The 21,490-nt window shown below is 70.5% G+C and carries 20 protein-coding genes; 12 read left to right on the forward strand and 8 right to left on the reverse strand.

Features of this window, described 5'->3' with window-relative positions; translation table 11 throughout:
* Positions 1-2 precede the first annotated feature (2 nt).
* Genes BLU79_RS10255 through BLU79_RS10270 form a run of 4 tightly spaced genes read right to left on the reverse strand, consistent with a single transcriptional unit; the run spans position 3 to position 4,253 of the window.
* Positions 3-971: a complex I subunit 1/NuoH family protein gene (locus tag BLU79_RS10255; protein ID WP_093905323.1), complete on the reverse strand. Its 969-nt coding sequence runs from the start codon at positions 969-971 to the stop codon at positions 3-5.
* Positions 968-3,145, reverse strand: coding sequence for an NADH-quinone oxidoreductase subunit C (locus BLU79_RS10260; RefSeq protein WP_093905324.1), 2,178 nt, complete (start codon positions 3,143-3,145; stop codon positions 968-970). The genes BLU79_RS10255 and BLU79_RS10260 overlap by 4 nt, the downstream gene beginning before the upstream one ends.
* Positions 3,142-3,840 carry an NADH-quinone oxidoreductase subunit B gene (locus BLU79_RS10265; RefSeq protein ID WP_093905325.1) on the reverse strand — a complete coding sequence of 233 codons (699 nt, stop codon included), beginning with the start codon at positions 3,838-3,840 and terminating at the stop codon, positions 3,142-3,144. Before BLU79_RS10265 ends, BLU79_RS10260 begins: the two co-directional genes overlap by 4 nt.
* A complete protein-coding gene (locus BLU79_RS10270; RefSeq protein ID WP_093905326.1) occupies positions 3,831-4,253 on the reverse strand; it encodes an NADH-quinone oxidoreductase subunit A in 423 nt (140 codons plus the stop codon). The genes BLU79_RS10265 and BLU79_RS10270 overlap by 10 nt, the downstream gene beginning before the upstream one ends.
* Before the next feature lie 360 nt (positions 4,254-4,613).
* On the opposite strand from BLU79_RS10270, the gene BLU79_RS10275 reads away from it, so the two are divergent.
* The 5 genes from BLU79_RS10275 (at position 4,614) to BLU79_RS10295 (ending at position 11,616) form a co-directional block, all read left to right on the forward strand.
* Positions 4,614-5,822: a sensor histidine kinase gene (locus BLU79_RS10275; protein ID WP_093905327.1), complete on the forward strand. Its 1,209-nt coding sequence runs from the start codon at positions 4,614-4,616 to the stop codon at positions 5,820-5,822.
* Positions 5,823-5,945: 123 nt separating this feature from the next.
* On the forward strand, positions 5,946-7,310 hold the full coding sequence (locus tag BLU79_RS10280; protein WP_093905328.1) for a sensor histidine kinase: 1,365 nt from the start codon (positions 5,946-5,948) through the stop codon (positions 7,308-7,310).
* Positions 7,311-7,621: 311 nt separating this feature from the next.
* Complete coding sequence (locus tag BLU79_RS10285; RefSeq protein WP_305657736.1) at positions 7,622-8,320, forward strand: response regulator transcription factor; 699 nt, start codon at positions 7,622-7,624, stop codon at positions 8,318-8,320.
* Positions 8,321-8,615: 295 nt separating this feature from the next.
* On the forward strand, positions 8,616-10,544 hold the full coding sequence (locus BLU79_RS10290; RefSeq protein WP_093905330.1) for a 2-oxoacid:acceptor oxidoreductase subunit alpha: 1,929 nt from the start codon (positions 8,616-8,618) through the stop codon (positions 10,542-10,544).
* Positions 10,537-11,616, forward strand: coding sequence for a 2-oxoacid:ferredoxin oxidoreductase subunit beta (locus tag BLU79_RS10295; protein ID WP_093905331.1), 1,080 nt, complete (start codon positions 10,537-10,539; stop codon positions 11,614-11,616). Before BLU79_RS10290 ends, BLU79_RS10295 begins: the two co-directional genes overlap by 8 nt.
* 69 nt (positions 11,617-11,685) lie before the next feature.
* Here BLU79_RS10295 and BLU79_RS10300 read toward each other — a convergent pair whose 3' ends face one another.
* The 3 genes from BLU79_RS10300 to BLU79_RS10310 all read right to left on the reverse strand — a co-directional run bounded on the left by BLU79_RS10300 (position 11,686) and on the right by BLU79_RS10310 (position 13,278).
* Positions 11,686-11,949, reverse strand: coding sequence for a hypothetical protein (locus BLU79_RS10300; protein WP_256333237.1), 264 nt, complete (start codon positions 11,947-11,949; stop codon positions 11,686-11,688).
* A gap of 183 nt (positions 11,950-12,132) precedes the next feature.
* The gene (locus BLU79_RS10305; RefSeq protein WP_371131836.1) at positions 12,133-12,852 is read right to left on the reverse strand and encodes a DUF6082 family protein; all 720 of its coding nucleotides are present in this window, start codon (positions 12,850-12,852) and stop codon (positions 12,133-12,135) included.
* Positions 12,853-12,927: 75 nt separating this feature from the next.
* The gene (locus BLU79_RS10310) at positions 12,928-13,278 is read right to left on the reverse strand and encodes a winged helix-turn-helix transcriptional regulator (protein ID WP_093905520.1); all 351 of its coding nucleotides are present in this window, start codon (positions 13,276-13,278) and stop codon (positions 12,928-12,930) included.
* A 236-nt stretch (positions 13,279-13,514) separates the two neighbouring features.
* On the opposite strand from BLU79_RS10310, the gene BLU79_RS10315 reads away from it, so the two are divergent.
* From BLU79_RS10315 to BLU79_RS10330, 4 genes are all read left to right on the forward strand, one after another.
* A complete protein-coding gene (locus BLU79_RS10315; RefSeq protein WP_093905333.1) occupies positions 13,515-14,369 on the forward strand; it encodes an SDR family oxidoreductase in 855 nt (284 codons plus the stop codon).
* 155 nt (positions 14,370-14,524) lie between these two features.
* Positions 14,525-15,478: an EamA family transporter RarD gene (gene rarD, locus BLU79_RS10320; RefSeq protein WP_093905334.1), complete on the forward strand. Its 954-nt coding sequence runs from the start codon at positions 14,525-14,527 to the stop codon at positions 15,476-15,478.
* 55 nt (positions 15,479-15,533) lie between these two features.
* Positions 15,534-16,019: a VOC family protein gene (locus BLU79_RS10325; RefSeq protein ID WP_093905335.1), complete on the forward strand. Its 486-nt coding sequence runs from the start codon at positions 15,534-15,536 to the stop codon at positions 16,017-16,019.
* Positions 16,020-16,200: 181 nt separating this feature from the next.
* Positions 16,201-17,151, forward strand: a complete 951-nt coding sequence (locus tag BLU79_RS10330) for a M28 family metallopeptidase (RefSeq protein ID WP_093905336.1) — start codon at positions 16,201-16,203, stop codon at positions 17,149-17,151.
* Between the two features lie 17 nt (positions 17,152-17,168).
* Here BLU79_RS10330 and BLU79_RS10335 read toward each other — a convergent pair whose 3' ends face one another.
* The gene (locus tag BLU79_RS10335; protein ID WP_093905337.1) at positions 17,169-18,554 is read right to left on the reverse strand and encodes a hypothetical protein; all 1,386 of its coding nucleotides are present in this window, start codon (positions 18,552-18,554) and stop codon (positions 17,169-17,171) included.
* 313 nt (positions 18,555-18,867) lie between these two features.
* On the opposite strand from BLU79_RS10335, the gene BLU79_RS10340 reads away from it, so the two are divergent.
* The 3 genes from BLU79_RS10340 (at position 18,868) to BLU79_RS10350 (ending at position 21,467) form a co-directional block, all read left to right on the forward strand.
* The gene (locus tag BLU79_RS10340; protein ID WP_177000957.1) at positions 18,868-19,389 is read left to right on the forward strand and encodes a DUF6668 family protein; all 522 of its coding nucleotides are present in this window, start codon (positions 18,868-18,870) and stop codon (positions 19,387-19,389) included.
* Between the two features lie 27 nt (positions 19,390-19,416).
* A complete protein-coding gene (locus tag BLU79_RS10345; protein ID WP_093905338.1) occupies positions 19,417-20,796 on the forward strand; it encodes an amidase in 1,380 nt (459 codons plus the stop codon).
* Between the two features lie 86 nt (positions 20,797-20,882).
* Positions 20,883-21,467 carry a flavodoxin family protein gene (locus BLU79_RS10350; RefSeq protein WP_093905339.1) on the forward strand — a complete coding sequence of 195 codons (585 nt, stop codon included), beginning with the start codon at positions 20,883-20,885 and terminating at the stop codon, positions 21,465-21,467.
* Positions 21,468-21,490: the final 23 nt, after the last annotated feature.

The following is a 21,490-nucleotide window of genomic DNA, read 5'->3' on the forward strand; positions in this document are numbered from 1 at the left end:
GGTTACTGGATCACCACCTTCACGACGCCGGTGAGGGCGATCTGGGCGAGGGAAAGGGGGACGAGAAGGGTCCAGGAGAGCTTCTGGAGCTGGTCCTCGCGCAGGCGGGGGTAGGTGACGCGGAGCCAGATCACGATGAAGGCGAGGACGGCCGTCTTCAGCAGGGTCCAGACCCAGCCGAGGCCGTCGGCGCCCCAGGGGCCGTGCCAGCCGCCCAGGAAGAGGACGGTGGTCAGGCCGCACAGGACGACGATTCCGGCGTACTCGGCAAGGAGGAAGAGGGCGAAGCGGAGGCCGGTGTACTCGGTGTAGGCGCCGAAGATGATCTCCGAGTCCGCGACGGGCATGTCGAAGGGCGGGCGCTGGAGTTCGGCGAGGCCGGCGACGAAGAAGACGATCGCGCCGACGATCTGCCAGGGCAGCCACCACCACTCGAAGGCGTCGACGATGCCGGGGAGGGAGACGGTGCCGGCCGCCATCGCGACGGAGGCGGCGGTCAGCAGCATCGGGAGTTCGTAGGCGAGGAGCTGGGCGGCGGTGCGTAGGCCGCCGAGGAGGGAGAACTTGTTGGCGGAGGCCCAGCCGGCCATGAGCGAGCCGAGGACGCCTACGCCCATGACGGCCAGGACGAAGAAGATGCCCGCGTCGATGACCTCGCCGACGGCGCCCTCGCCCGGGCCGATGGGGATGGCGAGGAGGACGAGCAGATAAGGGAGGAGGGCCACGGCGGGGGCCAGCTGGAAGATACGGCGGTCCGCGCCCGCCGGAACGACGTCTTCTTTCTGCGCGAACTTCACGCCGTCGGCGACGAGCTGGGCCCAGCCGTGGAAGCCGCCGGCGTACATCGGGCCGAGGCGGCCCTGCATGTGGGCCATCACCTTGTGCTCGGTCTGACCGATGATCAGGGGGAACGTGAGGAAGACGACGAAGACCATCAGGAGTCGCAGGGTGACGTCGAGCGCGTCGTTCACTGCGGGCCTCCGGCGGGGTCGGTGCGGTCGACGATTGGGTCGTTGGTGAGGGCTGGCGAGTCTGCGTCCGCGGAAGTGGCCGTGGATTCGGACGGGGCGGGCTCGCGGGAGGGAGCGGCACCGGGGGCTCGCTGGGCTTCGGTGGGCTCTTCGCCGGGTGCCGGGGCTGGGGCCTGGTCGGGGGTGACGGCCTGATCGGCTTCAGACTCGCGGTCGCCTTCAGGCGCGTGCTCGACGTCGGGAGCGTGCGTGGTGGGCGGGGCAGCCTCGCCGGGCTCGGGCTCGAGCTGTGGCTGTGGCTCGGGCCGATCGGGGGCCGACTCCGGCTGCGGCTCGGTTGCGGGGCGCGGCTCGTGGTCGGGATGCGGCTCGTGGTCGGGGCGAGGCTCGGCCTCGGCATCCGGCTGAGTCACGTCGGTCGCGGTCGCGGCGGAAGTGGCGGGCTTCGCTCCGGTCTCCGGTGCCGACTCGGCCTCGGTCTCCGGCGTCGGCGTCCGCTTTGCCCCAGTCTCCGGCTCGGGCTCACGCTCGGCTCGTCCCTGGGGTTCGGGCGCGTCGAAGGCCGGACGGGCGTGGTGCCACGGGGCGTCCGGGCTGCGGGGAGCCGTGGGGGTCTTCGGAGTGGTCGAACGGGTCGCGGATGGGGTCGCTTCGCCGTCCGTACCCACCGGCGCTGCGTCGGATGCCGTCGTGTCGGACGCCGCGGCGCCGGAAGCGGCACCCTGGCTCGCCGAGCCCTCCGAGGCGCTGCGCGATCGGCGGGTACCGATCGGGGTGGAGCCCGTGCCAGGACGCTGCGATGCCGAGCCCTCGCCCGCGCTGCGGGTACGCCGATTCGGCGGCGGGGTGCTGCTCGCGGTCGATGAGGTGCTGGGCGTGGCCGTCTCCTGGCCCTCCCCCGCTCCGCGCTCCTCCACTCCCTCATCCGTCGTGTCCGCCGACGCCTCGGCCCGCTGGCTCGCCGAGCCCTCGCTGGCACTCCGCGCGCGGCGTGGCGAGGCCGGCGTACCGGAAGCGGTCGGCGTCGTACCGGCACCCGCCGGAGACGCGCCTGTCTCCGTCCCGGAATCGGCACCCGCCGGAGCCGTACCCGCCGCCGTCGCGGACTCGGCACCCGCAGCGGCAGCGGCAGCGGCAGCCTGGCTGACCGAACCCTCGGCCGCCGAACGAGCACGACGCGCCGTACCCGCCCCGGGAGCTCCCCCCGCCGAAGCCGCAGCCGAACCCTCCGCTGCAGCTCCGCTCTCCGAGACCGAACCCTCTGCAGAAGCCCCGCTCTCGGAAGCCGCGGAAGCCGCCCCCTGCTGACTGACCGACCCTTCCGCCGCCGAACGAGCACGACGCGCCCCGCCCGCCGCCGGTGCCCCAGCCTCAGGCGCGCCCACCTGACTCGCCGAACCCTCGGCCGCCGAACGAGCACGCCGCACCGCACCCGCCGCAGGAACTCCACCCGTCGGCGCACCAGCCTCGGACGCCCCCGCCTGGCTCGCGGAACCCTCCGCCGTCGTACGAGCCCGCCGCACCGGCCGCTCCCCCGCAGCCCGTGCCGGGCGCTCCCCGGCCGCGCGGCCCGCGCCCCTGGCAGGGCGGGCCGGGGCAGGGGGGAGTTGGCCCTTCAGGGGGCCCCATTCGTTCGGGTCGGGGACGCCGGGGGGCAGCATCTGGCGGCGCTTCGGGCCGCCGTGCTCGGACTCGCCGGGTTCCTTGGCGCCGGGCCAGGCCTTGGCCACGCGGGCTGCCAGGACGAAGTCCTTGCGCAGGGGGTGGCCCTCGAAGTTCTCCGGGAGGAGCAGGTGGTTCAGGGCGGGGTGGCCGGCGAACAGTACGCCGAACATCTCGTGCGTCTCGCGTTCGTGCCAGGCAGCGCCCGCGTAGACGCCCACCGCCGAGGGCAGCGTCGGCGACCCGTGCGGGACCGTCGTACGCAGCAGCAGGCGTCGTACCGGAGAAAGGGCGGCGATGTGGGCAGCGACGCGGAAGCCCGTGCCCGGTTCGTCGACCGCGCTCAGCCAGTCGAAGTAGGTGCAGCCCAGCTCGTCACGGGCCGTCTCCAGCGCCTCGATCCAGGATGTCGAGGGCACGTCGACCGTCAGGACCTCGTACGACTCCTCGGCCGTGGCCTCCGGGCCGAAGAGGTCCTCGACGGGGGCGGGCAGCCAGCCGATCGTCGTCATCGGGACGCCTCCCCCGCACCGCCAGTACCACCGGCGTCGCCAGCACCGCCAGCACCAACAGTCCCGCTACCACCACCAGCACCGCTGGTACCACCGGCCCCCGCCACCTCCGGCCCCCGCACCAGCCCACTCTGCAGAGCCGCCGTCGACGGACGCCCCGCCTCACTCGCGTACCGCTCCCCCAGCGACTCCCGCGCGATCTTCTCCTGGAGCTTCAGGATCCCCTGGAGCAGCGCCTCGGGGCGCGGTGGGCAGCCGGGGACGTACACGTCCACCGGGATGATCTGGTCGACGCCCTTGGTGACGGAGTAGGAGTCCCAGTACGGGCCGCCGCAGTTCGAGCAGGCCCCGAAGGAGATGACGTACTTCGGCTCGGGCATCTGTTCGTACAGGCGCTTCACGGCCGGGGCCATCTTGTCGGTCACCGTGCCGGAGACGACCATCAGGTCGGCCTGCCGGGGGCCCGGGGCGAAGGGGATCACGCCGAGGCGGATGAAGTCGTGGCGGGCCATCGACGCGGCGATGAACTCGATCGCGCAGCAGGCGAGGCCGAAGTTGAAGACCCAGAGCGAGTAGCGGCGGCCCCAGTTGAGGATCACCTTCATCGGCTCGGGCGCGAGACGGGCCAGCGCGCCCAGTCGCTTCGGCTCCGGGAGCAGAACCGGCTGCTCATTGGTGTCTGGCGTCACGTCCATGCCAGGACGCCCTTCTTGTATGCGTAGAGCAGGCCCACGGCCAGGAAGCCGAGGAAGACGAACATCTCGACGAGCGTGGTCGCGCCGTAGCCGGGGTCGGCGAAGACCGTCGCCCAGGGGAAGAGGAAGATCGAGTCGATGGCGAAGATCACGTACAGGAAGGCGTACACGTAGTAGCGGACCTGGGTGTGGGCCCAGCCCTCGCCGACCGGGTCGACGCCGCACTCGTACGTCAGCAGCTTCTCGGGGGTGGGGACCACCGGGCGCAGAAGTCGGCCCGCCCCGAAGGCGACGGCGACGAACAGCACGCCGATGACGGCCAGCAGTCCGACCACCGAGTAGGACTGGAAGTAGTCCGCCGAGACGACGACGTTGTGCGCATCCGCCGCGACGACGACGGTCTGTTCCGACACGTCCGCCCCTCGCTCCCTGACCTCGTGACCGATGCCCCAGGAAACAGGCCCTGAGACCAGTGTCCTGCGTTATGTGAACTCATGAACTACTGAGATCACGTGAACAACGGTGATCTCGCGAACAACGGTGATCTCGTGAACACCGCTGTTCGACGATCTGTACGCACGGGAGTCTAGGCCCTGCTAAAGACACCGTAAGCAGCCCGTCACGCGTTGAGATCTCGTCGAGATGCGACGGCCGGGTGCGGGGCCGCGGGGAGGTCCACGGGCCGGCAGGGGTGCGGGGTGGGGTTTTCCCCCGGTAGATCGCGGCGGTCCGCCTCATGGCGCGGCGGCGCACCGCGCGGCACGCTAGCCCATATGACCGAAAGCCCCAGCCCCTCTCGGGACGCCGCCGGGCGGCCCGACAGCGGCCGAACACCGCTGCCACCTGCCCGTTTCGCCTATGACCGGACCACCTGGAAGGAGATCGCGCACCTCCTGGCGAACCTTCCGGTGTCAGTGCTCGGCTTCGTCTACGTCGCCACGGTGCTGTTCACCGGCGCCTTTCTGACGCTGACAGTGATCGGGGTCCCGCTGCTCGCGGCCGGACTGATCGGCGCGCGGCAGCTGGGCAAGCTGGAGCGGGCACGCGCGCGTGGGCTGCTCGGAGTGCGGGTGGACGAGCCGAGTCCGCTTCCGTTGCGCGGCGGCAGGGACGGCTTCTTCCCGCAGCTGTGGCAGGCGGTGAAGGACCCGGTCGGCTGGCGGACGATCCTGTACGACTTCATCCGGCTTCCTTGGGGCATCCTCACCTTCACCATCACGCTGACCTCGCTGTTCGTGCTGTGGCCGGTGCTGCCGTTCATCGCGCGCGGCCTGGCCAACGCGGACCGCGCGATGGTGCGCGGCCTGCTGTCGCCCTCCGACGAGCTGGAGCGCCGTATCGCCGAACTGGAGTCGGACCGCGGGGTCGTGGTGGACACGGCCGCCGCCGATCTGCGCCGCATCGAGCGCGATCTGCACGACGGCGCCCAGGCCCGTCTCGTCAGCCTCGCCATGGGGCTGGGCCTGGCCAAGGAGAAGCTCCTCGAGGACCCCGACCATGCCGCCGCGATGGTCGCGGAGGCGCACGGCGAGGTGAAACTCGCCCTGCAGGAACTGCGCGATCTGGCGCGCGGCATCCATCCCGCCGTCCTGACCGACCGCGGACTGGACGCCGCCCTCTCGGCGGTCGCCTCGCGCTGCACGGTGCCGGTGAAGGTGACCGTCGACCTGCTGTCCAGACCGGCCGCGGCCATCGAGGGCATCGCCTACTTCACCGTCTCCGAGCTGCTGCAGAACATCAGCAAGCACAGCGGGGCGAAGGCGGCGTCGGTCGATGTGCGGCGGTCGGAGGACCGGCTGCTCATCCAGGTGTGGGACGACGGTGGCGGGGGCGCCCGCCTCGTCGGCGGAGGGGGCATGCGCGGGCTCGCCGACCGGCTGGACGCCGTGGACGGCCGGTTCGTCATCGAGTCACCGCTGGGCGGTCCCACGACGGTGGTCGCGGAGCTGCCCTGGCGGGACCGCGCCCTCGGGCAGGGGTAGGGAAAACCCCCCGTTCAAGACGCCGACGGCCTCCATGTTGCGCGGACCTGCGGTCCAGCAGGGTGGAGATAGGACGGCACAGCCCCGGCGGGGCTGACGGGACGAGGAGAATGGACGACGCCGATGGCCACGGAGTACGGACAGGGTTACGGGCAGGGGCTCGGTCTCCCCGAGCGCGGCCTTCCCGAGCACGGCGGCGAGCGACGGCATCGGCTGCCGGCCGGGCTGCGAGCACCGTTCGAGGCGCGCAGCTGGCGCGAGTTCGGGTACGTGCTGCTGAGCCTGCCGATCAGCATCGTGCTGTTCGTGTACGCCATCACGATGGTGTCGCTGGGCGCCGGCCTGCTGGTGACGTTCCTCGGCATACCGGTGCTGGCGGCGGGTCTGGCCGGCTGCCGCGCCTTCGGGGCGCTGGAGCGAGTACGCGCGCGTGCGTTGCTGGACCTGGATGTGGCCGACCCGGAGCCGCTGCGGATGCGGCGGCGCGGCTTCGTGGCGTGGATGGGCGCCGTCCTGAAGAGCGGGACATCATGGCGGACGCTGCTGTACGCGGTGCTGCACTTCCCGTGGGCGGTGTTCTCCTTCGTCGTCGCCGTGAACGTCTGGGCGTACGGCTGGGCGCTGCTGACGTATCCGCTGTGGTTCTGGGTCTTCCCGGTGTGGGCCGGTCAGGACGGCCTTCAGCTGTACGGCGACGAGACCCACGGCATCTACCTCGACAACCCCTTCGAGATCACGGTCACCGCCCTCGTGGGCCTGCTCTTCACGCTGGCCACGCCCTGGATCGTGCGTGCGCTGACGATGGTCGACCGGCTGCTGGTGCACGGTCTGCTCGGGCCGTCGCGGCTGGCCACGCGCGTGGTGGAGCTGGAGTCGGATCGCGGTGTCGTCGTCGATACGGCCGCCGCCGACCTGCGCCGCATCGAGCGCGACCTGCACGACGGTGCCCAGGCCCGCCTGGTCGCCCTGGCCATGGATCTGGGCCTCGCCAAGGAGAAGCTGGCGGAGGACCCGCAGGCGGCGGCACGGATGGTCGACGAGGCACACGGCGAGGTGAAGACGGCACTGCAGGAGCTGCGCGATCTGGCCCGCGGGATACATCCGGCCGTGCTGACGGACCGGGGGCTGGACGCCGCGCTGTCGGCGGTGGCCTCGCGCTGCACGGTGCCGGTGGAGGTGCAGGTCGACCTGGAGGAGCGGCCGGTGCCGGCGATCGAGGGGATCGCGTACTTCACGGTGTCCGAACTGCTCCAGAACATCAGCAAGCACTCGCAGGCCACCTGGGCGGCCGTGGATGTGTGGCGGGTGGAGAACCGGCTGATGCTGCAGGTCGTGGACAACGGGATCGGTGGCGCGGACGTCTCCGGAGGCTCGGGCCTTGCGGGGCTGGCGGAGCGGCTGGACGCGGTGGACGGGATATTGGTCGCCGATTCGCCGGTCGGGGGGCCCACCCGGATTACGGCGGAGCTTCCCTGGCGGACCGTGTAGGGACCGTGCCGTTCGACGCAAAGATCGCGCGACCGGACGCAGGGACCGTGTAGTCAGACGCAAGGATCGCGCGATCAGACCCAGAGACCGTGTAGTCAGACGCAGGGAACGTGCAGTCAGACGAGTAGACGACTGCCATGGCCTGGAGGCGGACCTCGTCCGCGTCCAGGCCGTCGTCACGCCCCTCGAGCGCACGCCCCCGAACCCGATCCGAACTGGATCGGGCGGGTTATCCACAGGCCCGGTGCGGAGAAGCCGATCGCGGGATACTGAGGTCGCGAAGGACGCCAGGCCGGGGGACGCTCGGCCGAATGCCAAGGGTCGGGGGGCCGAGGATCGTGGAGGACAGGGTGCGGGTGGTCATCGCCGAGGATTCGGTGCTGCTCAGGGAGGGGCTGACCCGGCTGTTGACCGACCGTGGGCACGAGGTCGTGGCGGGGGTCGGAGACGGCGACGCGCTGATCAAGACCATCACGGAGCTGGACGGCCAGGGAGAGCTGCCGGATGTGGTGGTCGCGGACGTGCGGATGCCGCCCACACATACCGACGAAGGGGTGCGGGCGGCCGTACAGCTGCGCAAGGCGCACCCGGGACTCGGGGTGCTCGTGCTGTCGCAGTACGTGGAGGAGCGGTACGCCACCGAACTGCTGGCGGGTTCCAGCCGTGGCGTGGGCTATCTGCTCAAGGACCGGGTCGCCGAGGTTCGTGAGTTCGTGGACGCCGTCGTGCGGGTGGCCCAGGGAGGTACGGCCCTGGACCCGGAGGTCGTCGCCCAGCTGCTGGGCCGCAGCCGCAAGCAGGACGTGCTCGCCGGGCTCACCCCGCGGGAGCGGGAGGTGCTGGGGCTGATGGCCGAGGGACGGACCAACTCCGCGATCGCCCGGCAGCTGGTGGTGAGCGACGGCGCCGTGGAAAAGCACGTCAGCAACATCTTCCTCAAGCTCGGGCTGTCCCAGAGCGACGGGGATCACCGCCGTGTTCTCGCGGTTCTCACCTATCTGAACTCCTGACGGCCGGACACCGTGTCAGTCAAATGGGTGACCGCTCCCACGGCAGCCGGCGAACAGGCACGAAACCCGCCGGGCAGGCAGCAGCACGGCAACCGAACAAAGAGCAAGGAGCGTCTTCAGAAGCAGCGCCGGGGGGCGCGTAAACCATGACAAGTCAGGGTGGCGAACCGTCTCAAATCCATGTCCGTCATGCGAATGGCCCAGGGAGGGCGACCTTTGCGGACGTAGGGTTGATCCTGGGAAGGCTTGCGGGAAGGCCATGCCCAGACAGCCGCCTCGAAGGAGGTCCAGTTCAGTGACCAGCCAGGTCAGTAGCCCAGCGGAGCAGGCCGACGAAGCCGTCGTGGGAGAGCAGCGCAAACCGGCAGGGACGAAGGACGTCCGCCGGCTGGACCGGGTGATCATTCGTTTCGCGGGGGACTCGGGCGACGGTATGCAGCTCACCGGCGACCGCTTCACCTCGGAAACGGCGACCTTCGGCAACGACCTGTCGACGCTGCCGAACTTCCCTGCCGAGATCCGGGCCCCCGCCGGCACGCTGCCGGGTGTGTCCTCCTTCCAGCTGCACTTCGCCGACCACGACATCCTGACGCCGGGCGACGCGCCGAACGTGCTGGTCGCGATGAACCCGGCGGCCCTGAAGGCCAACATCGGCGATCTGCCGCGCGGCGCGGAGATCATCGTCAACACGGACGAGTTCACCAAGCGCGCGATGCAGAAGGTGGGCTATGCCAGCAGCCCCCTGGAGGACGGCTCGCTCGACGGTTACAGCCTCCACCCGGTGCCCCTGACAACGTTGACCGTCGAGGCTCTGAAGGAGTTCGACCTCACGCGCAAGGAGGCCGAGCGCAGCAAGAACATGTTCGCGCTGGGCCTGCTGAGCTGGATGTACCACCGGCCGACCGAGGGCACCGAGAAGTTCCTGACCTCGAAGTTCGCCAAGAAGCCCGACATCGCGGCGGCGAATATCGCAGCCTTCCGCGCGGGCTGGAACTTCGGCGAGACGACCGAGGACTTCGCCGTCTCCTACGAGATCGCCCCGGCCACCACGGCCTTCCCGGTCGGCACCTACCGGAACATCTCCGGGAACCTCGCGCTGTCCTACGGGCTGGTCGCCGCGTCCCAGCAGGCGGACCTGCCGCTGTTCCTGGGCTCGTACCCGATCACCCCGGCCTCGGACATCCTGCACGAGCTGAGCAAGCACAAGAACTTCGGCGTCCGGACCTTCCAGGCCGAGGACGAGATCGCCGGCATCGGCGCGGCGCTGGGGGCGGCCTTCGGCGGCTCGCTCGCGGTGACCACGACCTCCGGTCCGGGCGTGGCCCTGAAGTCGGAGACCATCGGGCTCGCGGTGTCGCTGGAACTGCCGCTGCTGGTGATCGACATCCAGCGCGGCGGGCCCTCGACCGGTCTGCCGACCAAGACCGAGCAGGCGGACCTGCTCCAGGCGATGTTCGGCCGCAACGGCGAGGCGCCGGTGCCGATCGTCGCCCCGTGCACTCCGGCGGACTGCTTCGACGCGGCTCTGGAGGCGGCGCGGATCGCGCTGACGTACCGCACGCCAGTGATGCTCCTTTCCGACGGCTACCTGGCCAACGGCTCGGAGCCCTGGCGCATCCCGGACCTGGACGAGCTGCCGGACCTGGCCGTGCAGTTCACACAGGGGCCGAACCACACCCTGGAGGACGGCACCGAGGTCTTCTGGCCGTACAAGCGTGACCCGCAGACCCTCGCCCGGCCGTGGGCGATCCCGGGCACGCCGGGTCTGGAGCACCGGATCGGCGGCATCGAGAAGGAGGACGGCACGGGCAACATCTCCTACGCCCCGGCCAACCACGACTTCATGGTCCGCACCCGCCAGGCCAAGATCGACGGTATCGAGGTGCCCGACCTCGAGGTCGACGACCCGCACGAGGCGAAGACGCTGGTGCTGGGCTGGGGATCGACGTACGGCCCGATCACGGCTGCCGTCCGCCGCCTGCGCAACGCCGGCGAGTCGATCGCGCAGGCGCATCTGCGTCACCTGAACCCGTTCCCGCGCAACCTGGGCGAGATGCTCGGACGCTACGAGAAGGTAGTGATCCCCGAGATGAACCTCGGCCAGCTCGCCACCCTGGTCCGGGCGAAATACCTGGTGGACGCCCACTCGTACAACCAGGTCAACGGCATGCCGTTCAAGGCGGAACAGCTCGCCAAGGCTCTCAAGGAGGCCATCGATGCCTGAGACGTCCGCGGAAGGCACGGGCACGATCGAGGCACTCTCACTCGTCCCCAAGGCCGAGGCCCGCCAGTCCATGAAGGACTTCAAGTCCGATCAGGAAGTGCGCTGGTGCCCCGGCTGCGGTGACTACGCGATCCTCGCCGCGGTCCAGGGCTTCATGCCGGAACTGGGCCTGGCCAAGGAGAACATCGTCTTCGTCTCGGGCATCGGCTGCTCGTCCCGCTTCCCGTACTACATGGACACGTACGGCATGCACTCCATCCACGGCCGCGCCCCCGCGATCGCGACGGGCCTGGCCACCTCGCGCCGGGATCTGTCGGTGTGGGTGGTGACGGGCGACGGGGACGCGCTGTCGATCGGCGGCAACCATCTGATCCACGCCCTGCGTCGCAACGTCAACCTCAAGATCCTGCTGTTCAACAACCGGATCTACGGCCTGACGAAGGGCCAGTACTCCCCGACCTCCGAGGTCGGCAAGATCACCAAGTCGACGCCGATGGGCTCGCTGGACGCGCCCTTCAACCCGGTGTCCCTCGCGATCGGCGCGGAGGCGTCCTTCGTGGCGCGGACGGTCGACTCCGACCGCAAGCACCTCACGCAGGTCCTGCGCGAGGCCGCCGCCCACAAGGGCACGGCGCTGATCGAGATCTACCAGAACTGCAACATCTTCAACGACGGCGCCTTCGAGGTCCTCAAGGACAGGCAGCAGGCCGAGGAGGCGGTGATCCGGCTGGAGCACGGGCAGCCGATCCGCTTCGGTACGGACGGCTCGCGCGGTGTCGTACGCGACGTACAGACCGGTGACCTGAAGGTCGTCACGGTCACGCCGGAGAACGAGTCGCAGATCCTGGTCCATGACGCCCACTCCGCATCCCCGACCACGGCCTTCGCCCTGTCCCGCCTGGCCGACCCGGACACCCTGCACCACACGCCGATCGGCGTGTTCCGCGCGGTGGACCGGCCGGTGTACGACACGCAGATGTCCGACCAGCTGGACTCGGCGATCGAGCAGAACGGCAAGGGGGATCTGGCGGCGCTGCTGGCGGGTGGGGACACCTGGACGGTTGTGGGCTGACCGGGTTCTCCGAACAGGAGCGAACAGGGTTGAGGGCCTGGGTGCCGTACGGCACCCAGGCCCTTGGCGTCACGCGTCGGGGATGTCCTTCTTGGCGCGGATGAGGGTGTCCCGGGTGATGACGACGATGCGCTCGTAGTCCGCTCGGGCCGCGTCCGGGGGCAGGTGGGGGTCGAGGGCGTCGGTCGCTTCGGTGCCGATGACGGCGAAGTTGCCGTCGGACAGTTCAAAGAGGTCCGGACAGGTCTCGCCGGAGTAGCTGCCCCGCTGACGAGGGGGATCCCCGAGGCGGCGGACGATGATGCCGGCGGACTGGTTCTCGATGCGCGCCAAGAGCGGACCCCTCTCGGGGCCGCGAGACCCCGAATCTCACAGGGGCCTTAATAACGATTGCCGGACCCTGGGGTCACGGTGACCCGGGGGTTTCTTCCAACCTGAGCCCGATTCATTGATGGAATGGCCGACCCGCATCCCCTAAACCACTCTTTCGAGTGAAAGAGACGCCGAACTGTTCGATCAGGGTGGCGTGGCTTCGGTGCCTGGTCCGACGATCCACCACTCGTCGGGGTCGTCCGCAAGATCGTCGATCATGACGTCTACGGCCCTGCCGACCCGTGCCTCCAGCGACTCCGCCGGCAGGCTCCGGCGGTGCTCGACCGTTCGCTCCCAGTACTCGGCGAAGACCTTGTTGCGGCACAGGACCCGCAGGGTGCCAAGCAGTTCGTCCCAGTCCATCGCGCCGACCCGGTGGGCGAGCAGCAGGATTCCCCACTCCCGGTTGGCGTAGAGCATCGCGCGGCGCTTGCGCTCCGAGATGTCGGTGAGCGTGCTGACGGCGGTGGCGAGCGTCGGATCGTCGATCGCCCGGTCCAGCTGATCCACGACGAGGCGGTAATGCTGGATGAGGTTCGCGCGGTGGATCTCCTCGGTCATGAGCGTGAGCTGACGGAGGAGGTCGGCCATGATGCCCTCCTGCCGTCGGCGGCGCGTCTCGCGCGCGAACGGGGCCCGTAACCAGCCAAAGCCCGCCGCTACCGCAGAACCGATCCTGCTGGCCCGCGCGGCCGGAATCTGTGTGGCCATGTCAAGCAATCCCCCTGGATCCGGTGACCGCGCACCGAAGGGCGGATCGTGGGCGGGTGCGCGGTGGGCGTTGCACTCCGCCCCCAGCCTGCCCGGCGACTCAAGGCAGCGTGGGAGGCGGAGAGGGGGCGCATGGAAGGACGTGTCTCGCATGTCGACCAACGCCCTGACATATGTGTGCCCCCAGGCGCCGTCGACATACCTTCGGACGGACCCCGGAAGCCTGCGTCAGCCCTGCCCGGAGCGGCCCTTTCGCGCGTCGTACACCTCCCGCGCCTTCTGCACCTCCCCCATCCGGTCCTGGGTCCACAGCGCCAGCCCGCGCACCTGTTCCGCCGCCTCGCGGCCCAGGTCGGTCAGGGAGTAGTCGACCCTCGGCGGGATCACCGGCTTCGCGTCGCGGTGGACCAGGCCGTCGCGCTCCAGGGTCTGGAGGGTCTGGGTCAGCATCTTCTCGCTGACCCGGCCGATCGCCCGGCGCAGTTCGCTGAAGCGGTAGGGGCGTTCCAGGAGTTCGATCAGCACGAGGACGCCCCAGCGGCTGGTGACGTGCTCCAGGACCAGTCGGTGGGGGCACATCGCCTCACCGAGGTCGTATTTGTTCGACGCCACACTCGACGTCGAGGTCAAGGTCGCGGTCGACGTCGCACTGGACTCCGCGCTCGAAGTCGCGTTCATCGTCGCCTTCGTCTTCTTCCTTGCGCCTGCCACGGTACTTACGGCCATGCCAGTACCTTACTTCAAAGTGGGTACTTTCGTTCAGTTAGCGCACCTCCTAGGGTTAGTGCCACCGCACCCCACAAGGAGTTCTGATCATGAGCATCGTCGTCACCGGAGCCACCGGACACCTGGGCCGCCACGTCGTGGAGCAGCTGCTGGAGAAGGTTCCGGCCGACCAGGTCACCGCCGTCGTCCGCTCCCCCGAGAAGGTCGCCGACTTCGCCGAGCGCGGCGTGAAGATCGCCGTCGCCGACTACAACGCCCCCGAGACCTTCGACGGGCTCTTCGCGGCCGGCGACAAGGTGCTGCTCATATCCGGCAGCGAGGTCGGCAACGACCGCGTCGGCCAGCACCAGGTCGTCATCGACGCCGCCAAGGCCGCCGACGTCGCGCTGCTCGCCTACACCAGCGCCCCCGGCAGCCTGACGGCCGCACTCGCCGACGACCACCGGGGCACCGAGAAGGCGCTCCTGGCGTCCGGACTGCCGTACGCGCTGCTGCGCAACGGCTGGTACCACGAGAACTACACCGAGAACCTCGCCCCGGTCCTCGAGTACAACGCGGTCACCAATGCGGCCGGCGCCGGCCGCGTCTCCTCCGCCTCCCGCGCCGACTACGCGGCGGCCGCGGTCGCCGTACTGACCGGCGAGGGACACGAGAACAAGACGTACGAACTGGGCGGCGACGTCGCGTGGAGCTTCGACGAGTACGCCGCCGAGCTGAGCCGGTACACCGGCAAGGAGATCGCCAACAACGTCGTCCCGACGGAGGCCCTCGTCGGCATCCTGACCGGCGCCGGTCTCCCCGAGCCGCTCGCCGTGATCCTGGCCGGCGTGGACGCCTCCATCGAGAAGGGCGAGCTGGTCGTCGACAGCGGGGACCTGTCCCGTCTGGCCGGCCGTCCGACCACCCCGCTCGCCGACGCGATCGCGGCTGCGGTCAAGGGCTGACCGCACCCCGCGCCCGTATCGCACGGGTTTGAGGACCGCACCCCCGCGTGTCATGACCGTATGGCGATACGGGCATGACACACGGGGGCGTTCGGCGTTACCTTCGTGCAGGCCGCCGCATTCGCGCGGTCGGGTGAGTGCGCGAAGGAGGGGCCGTGACCGGGAAGTCTCAGGGTGAGCGGCGCGTAGGACTGCTGAACGGCTTCGCGGCCTACGGGATGTGGGGGCTCGTTCCCCTCTTCTGGCCCCTGCTGAAGCCCGCGGGGGCGGTCGAGATCCTCGCCCACCGGATGGCCTGGTCCCTCGTCTTCGTGGCGGTCGCCCTGCTCTTCGTACGGCGCTGGGCCTGGGCGGGTGAGCTGATACGGCAGCCTCGGCGGCTGGCGCTGATCGCCCTGGCCGCGGGCGTGATCACCATCAACTGGGGTCTCTACATCTGGTCCGTGAACACGGGCCATGTCGTCGAGGCCTCGCTCGGGTACTTCATCAATCCGCTCGTCACGATCGCGATCGGCGTGCTGCTGCTGAAGGAACGGCTGCGACCGGTGCAGTGGGCGGCCGTCGGGGTCGGCTTCGCGGCCGTGATCGTGCTGACCATCGGGTACGGGCAGCCGCCGTGGATCTCCCTCGTCCTCGCCTTCTCCTTCGCCACGTACGGGCTGGTGAAGAAGAAGGTCAACCTCGGCGGCGTCGAGTCGCTGGCCGCCGAGACCGCGATCCAGTTCCTGCCCGCCGTGGGGTATCTGGTGTGGCTGTCGGTGCAAGGGGAGTCGACGTTCACGTCGGAGGGCGCCGGGCATGTGGCGCTGCTCGCGGCCACCGGTGTCGTCACCGCCCTGCCGCTCGTCTGCTTCGGCGCGGCCGCGATACGGGTGCCGCTGTCGACGCTGGGGCTGTTGCAGTACCTGGCGCCCGTCTTCCAGTTCCTGCTCGGTGTCCTGTACTTCCACGAGGCGATGCCGGCCGAGCGGTGGGCCGGGTTCGCGCTGGTGTGGCTGGCGTTGACGCTGCTGACGGCGGATGCGTGGCGCTCCGCGCGGAGGAGCCGGGTGGCGGAGCTCAGTGTGCCGAAGGTTGATCGGCCCAGGTCCGCTGCGGTGGACGCCTGACCTGACCGGCGATTCCCGTTGCGGCCCCGCTCCCGCACCCCCTATGAGTGGTCGCATGACACAGCCAACAGAGGCACCCGAAACCGCCCCGACCCCCCTCCACTGGAAACTCGTCATCGACTGCGCCGACCCGCAGTCCCAGGCCGACTTCTGGGCCGCCGCGCTGCACTACGAGGTCGAGGACAACAACGCCCTCATCGAGCGGCTGCTGGAGCTCGGCGCGCTGCCGCGCGAAGCCGTCGTCGAGTTCCACGCCCGGCTCGCCTTCCGGGACATGGTGGCCGTACGGCATCCGGACGACCCGTACGCCCAGGACACCGGAACAGGGCTGGGGCGCCGGCTGCTCTTCCAGCGGGTGCCGGAGGCGAAGAGCGTGAAGAACCGGCTGCATCTCGATCTGCACGCGGCGGCCGGGGAGCGCGAGGCCGAGGTCGGGCGGCTGGAGGGGCTGGGGGCGAGTGCGCTGCGGCGGGTGAAGGAGCCGGGCGGGGAGTGGGTCGTGATGGCGGATCCGGAGGGGAACGAGTTCTGCGTGCAGTGAGGAACGCAGGGGCTCAGGCGCGGGGCGCGGACGCAAGAACTGGGGGACGCAGGGTTTTCCCTATTTCGAACTCCGAGTCCGAATAGCGCTCTTGACGGAGAGTCAGGCTCACCCTGACCATCCAGGCACCCCATTCACTGAGGAATCCCTGTGATTCCCAAGGAATTCGGAGCCCCCCACCATGAAGCTCTCCGTCACCTGGCGTGCGTCGGCGGCTGCCGCAGTCGCGACCGCCACGCTGCTGACCAGCGGTTCCATAGCCGACGCGGCGTCCAAGGCCGATGTCGAGGTCGCCGCCGCACCGGACATACCCGTGGCGAACGTGAAGGCCCACCTCACCCAGCTGCAGTCCATAGCCACCGCCAACGGCGGCAACCGCGCGCACGGCCGCCCCGGCTACAAGGCCTCCCTCGACTATGTGAAGGCCAAGCTGGACGCGGCCGGGTACACCACGGCCATCCAGCAGTTCACGTCCGGCGGCCGTACCGGCTACAACCTGATCGCCGACTGGCCCGGCGGCGACGCCAACCAGGTCGTCATGGCCGGCTCGCACCTCGACAGCGTCTCCTCCGGCCCTGGCATCAACGACAACGGCTCCGGCTCGGCGGCCGTCCTGGAGACCGCGCTCGCAGTGTCGCGGGCCGGCCTCCAGCCCACCAAGCATCTGCGGTTCGCCTGGTGGGGCGCGGAGGAGCTGGGCCTCGTCGGCTCCCGCTACTACGTCAACAACCTCTCCGCCACCAACCGCGCGAAGATCAGCGGCTATCTGAACTTCGACATGATCGGCTCGCCCAACCCCGGCTACTTCGTCTACGACGACGACCCCGCGATCGAGAAGACCTTCAAGGACTACTACGCCGGCCTCGGCGTCGCGACCGAGATCGAGACCGAGGGCGACGGCCGCTCCGACCACGCGCCGTTCAAGAGCGCGGGCGTGCCGGTGGGCGGGCTGTTCACCGGGGCGAGCCGCACGAAGACGGCGGCACAGGTGGCCAAGTGGGGCGGCACGGCCGGGCAGTCCTTCGACCGCTGCTACCACTCGTCCTGCGACACGACGTCCAACATCAACGACACCGCCCTCGACCGGAACAGCGACGCGGTCGCGTACGCGGTGTGGGAGCTGTCGGAGTGACATGCTGATCCGCTGATTCAACTCCTGGGCGGTTCGGTCGACTTGGCGGCACGAGCGGTGAGGCGGTCCATGCGTGCGTGGGCCGAATCCAGCTCCTCGATGTCGTCGGCGGCCGGACCGCCCTCGGCTGTGAGCTCGGTCCACAGACCGAGCAGTTCCCGGCCCAGGTCGAGCCCCAGCGCCGGGTCCCGTACGGCCCGCCAGGCCGTGGCCGCGCCGTGGAGGCTGCCGTACGCCGCCTCCGCGTCCCCGGTGCGGTGATGTGTCCGGGACACGTCGAGGGAGAGACGGAAGGCGTGCACCGGGTCGCCCGTCAAATAGGCGATGTACGCCGCCAGTTCACGCAACCGCAGCACCTCGGCGTGCTCCAGCCCCAGCACCGCGGACGCCTCCGCCACGGCCCGCTCCGCCAGCTCCGCCGCCTCCGTGGTCCGGCCCGCCTTCACGGCCTCGTTGATCCGGGCCAGCTGCTCGGCGAAAGGGGAGGCGTCGGCGGTGGCGGCGGGCTGCTCGTCCCCGAGAACGGCTTCGGCCACGGCGTCGAAGCCTCGGGGTGGGGTGGGTTGAGGGTCGGGGTCCGAGACGCGGATGGGGTCGGGGGTGAGGGGTGAGGCGGGAGTGGGGGTGGATGTGGAGGTGGAGGTCGGGATGGGCATGGGGTCGAGGGCGGGGCGGGGTGCGGGTTCGCGCAGGTGCTCCGGCACCTGATCGACCCTGGGTACGCCTGGAATCTGCGGTACGTCGGCCCGCGCCACGTCGTCCTGCGGCACGTCCGTCGGCAGCGGCCTCGCGTCCATCACCGGCGGTGGGCCGAACTCCCCCAGCGGCGGCGCGACCGCACCGGGCACGGCGTCCTGCACCGGCCCGGGCAGGGCGCGCAGCCGGAAGGTGGGGGAGGCGTCCTGGGGCGGGTCCTGCAGGGGGCGTAGGACGTGGGTCGGTTGATCCCGGTACGGGGCCGCGCCCGGAGCGGGCGGCTCAGGCGACACAGGCTGTACGGGTGTCGCAGGCTGTACGGGCGACGCGGGCGGCTCCGCGGGAAGCCGTACGGCATCCTCCGGCACCGTCCGCTCCCCCGGCGGAGTGGTCGGTACCGGCTCCGCCGTCAACTGGCTGGAGCCGTCCGCCTCCACCCGCAGCGGGACGACGTAGCCGATGCGCTCATCGTGGACCGTGGCGTGCACGGGGTGGCCGGAGGCGAGGGCGATGCGCTGGAGGTGGGTCAGGACGGCGTGCTGGATCTCCTCGCCGGGGGCCACCATGACGGGTACGCCGCCGATCGACGCGCCGCCCGCGCCCGTACCGACGGCGGGGACACGCACGTCGATCGGCGTGGCCACATGGGCCGCCGAGGCCGCGGCACGCTTCTGTTCCCGCTTCTTCGCGCGGCTGAGTCGAGACATCGCTTCCTCACTCGCATGCGTCGGGGAGTGCGCGGACGGCGCGTTCGGGTTCCATGGTGACCCCTCTCACGATCCACTCCGCTCCACTGCCCCGGCATCACGATCCGGCCCCACCGGCCGGACCCGTACTTCGGACACGTCCTGCACGTCGTACACGTCCTACACGTCGTACACGTACTGTCGAGTCTCTCCGGACGCGGGCGGCGCGGACGTCACCGGGGCGTCACAGACTCGTTCCAGGAGCTTGTGCCACGTCACAGCGTTCTCATGCCTGGCACGAAGATCGGTGGCGTGACGAGGGAGGAGTGCGGGCATGCGGACTGACATGCACGTGCAGCAGGGGCAACCGCAACCCGGGCCGGAGATCTGGATCCGCGGCCCGGTGGCCCTGCCGGAGGACCCACCGCCCTCCCCCGACGCCGGCACACCCCGGCGCTTCTCCTGGGTCGGCACGCACGGCGGGGCGGGTGTCACCACCCTCGCCAGGGTCTACGGCGGCCATGACTGCGGGCGGGACTGGCCCGGGCCCGCCGATCCGCCGTCGGTACTGCTCGTCGCCCGCACTCATGCGACCGGGCTGGCCTCGGCCCTGAACGCCCTTGAGGTCTTCCGGCGCGGGGAGGCTCCGCACGGACTCGATCTCGATGCCGTGGTCCTGGTCGCGGACGCGCCGGGACGGCTGCCGCGGCCGCTCGCCGACCGCGTCAGGGTGATCGAGTCGGTCATCGACGTGTACCGGGTGCCGTGGGTGCCTGCGTGGCGGCTCGGCGATCTGAGCGGGCAGCCGCCTCGGGAAGCGGCGGCGTTGACGCGGCTGACGGGGCGGCCTCGCTGAGAGGGCACTTTCACGGAGAATCACCCCATGACGGACGCTCCTGACCACGCCCACACCCGCCATGCCGAGCCCAACCCCGATGCCGACCCCCACCCCGGCCCCCACCTCGGCCCCCACCCCGGCCCTGACCCCGCCACCCTGTCGGCTCAGGAGATCGCCTCCGCCGTACGCTCACGCACCCTCCGCGCCGTCGACGTCGTCACCGCGACCCTCGAACGGATCCAACGCGCCGACCCCGTCCTGTGCGCCTTCATCGAGGTGTGGGGCGGGGAGGCGCTTGAGCGGGCCGGCGAGGTGGACGCACGAGTCGGCGCGGGCGAGGGTGAGCTGCTGCCGTTGGCCGGTGTGCCCATCGGGGTCAAGGGGCGGCACGGGCTGCGCACCGCAGGCCCACTGCTCGCGGCGGGGTGCGTGGCGGTGGGGGCGACGTCCGTTCCCGGGCCCGGAACTCCCTGGCAGACCTGGGGACTTGGCCGGTACGGCCGTACGGTCAACCCGTGGCGGTACGACCGTACGCCGGGCGGCTCCTCGGCCGGTTCCGCGGCAGCGGTGGCGGCGGGGCTGGTGCCGCTCGCCACCGCTAGCGACGGGGCCGGGTCGGTACGGATCCCGGCGGCGTGGTGCGGGATCGTCGGGCTGAAGGTGACCAACGGGCGGTTGCCGTCGGCCGACCGCACCGGGCTCATGGCGCCCGGGGTACTGGCGCGGAGCGTGGGGGATGCGGCGGCGTACTGGGCCGTGATGTCGCGGGCGCACAGGGAGACCCTGCGGCCGAACAGGTCGGACGGGCCGGGAAGGCCGGACAGGTCGGACAGGCCGGACAACAGCGACAGGCCCGACGACAACGACGGGCCGGACTACAGCAAGGGGGCGGGCACCGCCGACAGACCGCCCGGCGAGCACGACACCCCCGCCGCCGCCTGGTCTCCCGACCTCGGCTTCGACACCCCCGACCCGGCCATCGTGGCCGTCGCCCACTCCGCGGCCGTACGCCTCGCCGAAGCCGGCGCGCTACGGCTCGCGCCCCCGGCCACGCCCCTCCACCTCGACAACCCGGCCCCCGCCTGGCTCGCGCTCCGCACCCCGGGAGCCGACCCCGCCCCCGCCCACCGCATCCGCGCCGCGAACGACAGCCGCCTGGACGCCTTCTTCGCCGACTCCGAGTTGCTGCTGACCCCTACCGCCCCCACCTCACCGCACGGCCACGAAGGCCCCGGTGACCGGTACTCCACCGCACTGACCTGGGCGTTCAACCTGAGCGGGCATCCGGCGATCAGTATTCCGGCGGGCTTCGACCCCGATGGCTGCCCGGTCGGACTCCAGCTCGTGGCGGCGCGTGGAGCGGAAGCACTGCTGCTCCGAGTGGCGGGAGTGGCCGAGAAGCACTTGGGACCCCTGGACCGCTAAATGCGTACGCATATAATGCAGGTGCTATTAATTGCCGTACGCCGACCATCCGGCCTACCGATGTGGCCGACCATTTGGGGGGACCCATGACCCGCCGCTTCCTGTTCGTCCTCGGCAGCAGCCGCCCCGACGGCAACACCGAGCTGCTGGCCCGCAGGGCCGCCGAGCAGTTGCCCGAAGCCGTCGAGCAGCAGTGGATCGACCTGGCCGCGCATCCGCTGCCCGACTTCGAGGACCTGAGGCACGACAGCGACCATGTGCGCCCGACGGAGGGGAACGTGGCGCTGCTGCTCGACGCGACGCTCGCCGCGACGGACGTCGTGATCGCCTCCCCGCTGTACTGGTACTCGGTGTCCGCCCCCGTCAAGCGCTACCTCGACTACTGGTCGGGCTGGCTGCGCACCCCCGGCGTCGACTTCAAGGCGACCATGGCGGGGCGCACCCTGTGGGGCGTCACCGCGCTCGCGCACGAGGAGCAGGAGGTCGCCGACCCGCTGGTCGGCACGCTCAGCAACTCCGCCGCGTACATGGGCATGCACTTCGGCGGAGTCCTGCTCGGCAACGGCAGCAAGCCGGGGGACGTACTCCGCGACACTGAGGCTCTGGCCCAAGCGAAGACGTTCTTCACCCGCGAGGCCCCGCTCGCCCGTTTCCCGTACGAGACGGAGTGACTCCTACGCGATGTCGGACGAGG

It is taken from the genome of Streptomyces sp. cf386, assembly GCF_900103585.1.
Lineage (GTDB): Bacteria > Actinomycetota > Actinomycetes > Streptomycetales > Streptomycetaceae > Streptomyces.